This is a genomic window from Azospirillum isscasi, from assembly GCF_030849505.1.
Classification (GTDB): domain Bacteria; phylum Pseudomonadota; class Alphaproteobacteria; order Azospirillales; family Azospirillaceae; genus Azospirillum; species Azospirillum isscasi.
On record NZ_JAUJFI010000280.1, the window covers coordinates 1 to 3,616 of the forward strand.

A 3,616-nucleotide genomic window follows, 5' to 3' on the forward strand; every position below is an offset into this window, starting at 1 on the left:
CGCCACCGCCGCCGGCCAGCCGGTCAGCGCCGTGCTGCCGGCGGCGGCCTGCGAGGACATCGCCGCCGCCCTGGCCGTGCGCCGCACCCTGCACCGGGAGGACCACAGCGTGCTGCCCTTCCAGTCGCACGGTCCGCAGCGTCCCGGCCACGGCCCCGGCGCGCTGTTCATCGGCGGGCACGGCGGTCTGTCGGACGTCGAGCGCCGGCTGGCGGACATCTATTGTTCGAAGATGTCGGTGGGGTTCGACAATGTGTCCCTGTACGAACAGCTCCACCTCGCCCAGCTCGCCACGGTGCACGCCCTGGGCAAGCTGGCCGAATACAAGGACGAGGTGACCGGGGAGCATGTCCGGCGCATCGGGCGCTGGGCCACCGCCATCGCCCGGGAGCTTCAGGCGCGGGGCGACTGCGGCGGCGAGGCGGACGACCGGTTCTGCGAGCTGATCGGGCTGGCCAGCATGCTGCACGACGTCGGCAAGGTCGCCATTCCCGACCAGATCCTGCGCAAGCCCGGCAAACTCGACCCGGAGGAGATGGCCCAGATGCGCCAGCACGCGGCCATCGGCGCGCGCATCCTGCGCGATGCCTCCGGCGCGGTCGGCGGGCGCAGCTATCTGACGATGGGGGCGGAGATCGCCGAGAGCCACCACGAGAAGTTCGACGGCTCCGGCTATCCCCATGGGCTGGCGGGCGACGCCATCCCGTTGTCGGGCCGCATCGTGGCGGTGGCCGACGTCTACGACGCCCTGCTGCACCGCCGCCCCTACAAGGAGGCGTGGGAGCTGGCGGCGGTGATCGATCTGATCCGCGCCGAATCGGGCCGGCATTTCGACCCGCGGGTGGTCGACGCCTTCGCCGCCGTCCTGGACCGCGGCGGGCCGGAGGCGTAGAGCGGCCCCCGGCCACGCGGCCATCCGGCCCCTTTGTTACGAGCCCTGGCTCAGCGCCTCGGCCAGCGCGCGGTCGGGATGCTGCCCGCCGACGATGAGCTGCATGGAGCCGGTCGGCACCTCCACCCCCAGCTCGTCGAAGCGCTTCTTCATGCGGCGGTTGAACTCGCGCGACACGCCCCACTGCCGGGTCGGGCGCGTCTTGAAGCGCGCGGTGATGAGCTGCGTCGAGTCGGGCTGGAACTTGTCCAGGCCCATCACCTCCAGCGGCGCCATGATGTCGGGCGCGAACAGGGCGTCGGATTGCAGCCCGGTGCCGATGTCCTTCAGCAGCTCGATCACGCGGTCCGGGTCCTCGCGGTAGGCGACCCGCACCTCGAACAGGGCGTAGGAGAAGTCCTTCGACATGTTCTTGACGGTGCTGACCGAGTTGAAGGGCACCGTGTGGATGGCGCCCGACGAATCGCGCAGCCGGATGGAACGGATGGAGATGGCCTCCACCACGCCGGAATGGCCGCCGCCGACATCCACCACGTCGCCGATGGAGATGCTGTCCTCGAACAGGATGAACAGGCCGGTGATGATGTCCTTGACCAGCGTCTGCGACCCGAAACCGACGGCCAGACCGACCACACCGGCACCGGCCAGCAGCGGCGCGATGTTCACCCCCAGCTCCGACAGGGTGATCAGCGACACCATGGTCACCAGCACCACCAGGAAGGCGTTGCGCAGCAGCGGCAGCAGGGTGCGCACCCGCGCGCTGCGCTCGATCCGCGTGCCGTTGCGGTCGGTGGAGGCCAGGAAGCGCTCGATCATCGCGCTCACCACCTCCCAGGCGATGACGGAGCCGGCCAGCAGCAGGCCGATGGTGACCGTGCTGCGCAGGATGCGCTGGCCCAGCCGCGTGTCCGTCCAGGCCAGCGTGTCGAAGCCCCAGCCGTAGAGGATCATCATCGCGGCACCGATCCAGATCACCGTCTTCACCGCCCGGTGCAGGAAGGGCAGGTAGAGCGATGCGCGGTCCTTCAGCGGCGGCAGGGCGCCCTGGCTGTCCGGAACCATGCGCAGGCCGCGGCGCAGGCCGCGGTTGATGCCGTTGACCAGCAGCCGGGCGGCCACCGCCACCAGGATGGTGATTCCGGTGGCGCGGGCCAGATACTCGAACCCGCCATAGACGTTCAGCACCCAGACGCCGAAGGTCACCACCACATAGACGATGGCCAGAACGTGCCAGACGTCGGCGAAGCGGCGGCGGGCGGAGCGCAGGACCGCGCCCTGGCCTTCCGATTCGCGGGCCGCGGTGGCCGCCGGGTCGCCGTCGCCGGACAGCGGGTTGCCGTGCATCCAGTCGGCCACCGTGCGCCGGTTCTGCAGGATCAGCGCGATCAGCATGCCGGCGATGGCCAGACCCAGCAGCTTCAGCGACGCGCCATAGGCGCCCAGCGGCAGGCCCAGCACATAGGCGCCCTCCGCCAGGAAATAGCCGTAGACGCCGACCGCGGCCAGCCGGCGGACCCAGCGGTAGAGGCGCAGCGCGTTGGCGTCGCCCATCCGCACCAGCCGCAGGCCCGGCGCGAAGGGCGAAATCAGGATGCGCGCGGCGACCAGCAGGATTTGCAGGATGACGGTCGCGTTGATGACCGCCAGGGCGACCAGCCGCACGCGCGGCCCCGGCTCGCTGACCGACAGGATGGCGTAGCCGACGACGATGAAGGCGGCGATCGGCGCCAACTCCAGCAGCGCGCGGCCCAGCAGCAGCGGAATCCGCACCAGCACCGTGGTTCCCCGGCGGGTGGCCAGGGCGTTGCGCGGCCGGGCGAGCAGCCAGCCGACGAAGCGCTCCATCACCAGACCGGCGGTTAGGATCATCGACAGCTGGATGGCGATCTGCATCCAGCGGTCGCGGGCGGACGGGTCCACCATCTGCCGGTTCGCCCATTCGATGGCGCCCGGCAGCTCCTTGAACACGTTGCCGACCTGGACGAGCTGGCGGCTCAGCACGTCCATGCGCTCCGCCAGGAAGGACAGGGCGCTGGCCCCGATGGTCTCCGGCAGGGTGCTGGCCGCCGGGGCCTCCTCCGCCTTGGCCTGGTCCAGGCCCTTCTGCGCGGCCACCAGCGCCTTCAGCTGCTCCACCAGCCGGGCGCGGGCCGCCGGGTCCTCCAGCGTCGCGATCATCGCCTGCATCTGCTCCGGCGTCGGATCGGGCGAGGCGGCAGGCTCCGCGGGGGGCGCGGCGGCGGGGGCGGGGCCGGCGGCGCCCGGCACGGGGCCGGCGGCCAGCGACGGCTGGGCGAATCCGATGAGAAGCAGAAGGACGGCGATTGCGCCCATGCAGGAGACCGTCCACCGGGTGCGTGCGCGAAGCATCCCTGTCCTTTTCCGTGGTTTCCACGATGCGGTGATGAAGGTCGGGGACGTTATCCCGTGCCCGCGCCCTTGCCAACCCGCGCAGTTTCAGACCTTTTTGGGACGGAATTGCGGCCACGCCCAAGGCGCCGGGCCGCGTCCGCCAACGGGGTTACGGCCCCTCTCCGCCATCTTTGACGCCATCTTTGACGCCATCTTTGACATGGCAGGCGACACGGTGGCCCGGCGCCACGGGGTCGAGCGCCGGCGGAACCTGCGCGCAGCCGTCATGGGCGAGCGGGCAGCGCAGCCGCAGGGCGCAGCCGGTCGGCGGGCGCAGGGGGGATGGCGGATCGCCGTGCAGCGCGGGCCGGG

Annotated in this window: 3 protein-coding genes; 1 reads left to right on the plus strand and 2 read right to left on the minus strand. The window is 71.2% G+C overall.

What is annotated here, in order from left to right:
- The coding region (locus tag QSG27_RS28090) for an HD domain-containing phosphohydrolase (protein WP_306712046.1) at window positions 1-892 on the plus strand (892 nt) is incomplete at its 5' end.
- Window positions 893-928: 36 nt separating this feature from the next.
- On the opposite strand, the gene QSG27_RS28095 is transcribed toward QSG27_RS28090, so the two are convergent.
- On the minus strand, window positions 929-3,226 hold the full coding sequence (locus QSG27_RS28095) for a mechanosensitive ion channel domain-containing protein (protein WP_306712048.1): 2,298 nt from the start codon (window positions 3,224-3,226) through the stop codon (window positions 929-931).
- Between the two features lie 187 nt (window positions 3,227-3,413).
- A partial coding sequence (locus QSG27_RS28100; RefSeq protein ID WP_326522697.1) for an oligopeptide/dipeptide ABC transporter ATP-binding protein occupies window positions 3,414-3,616 on the minus strand: 203 nt, incomplete at its 5' end.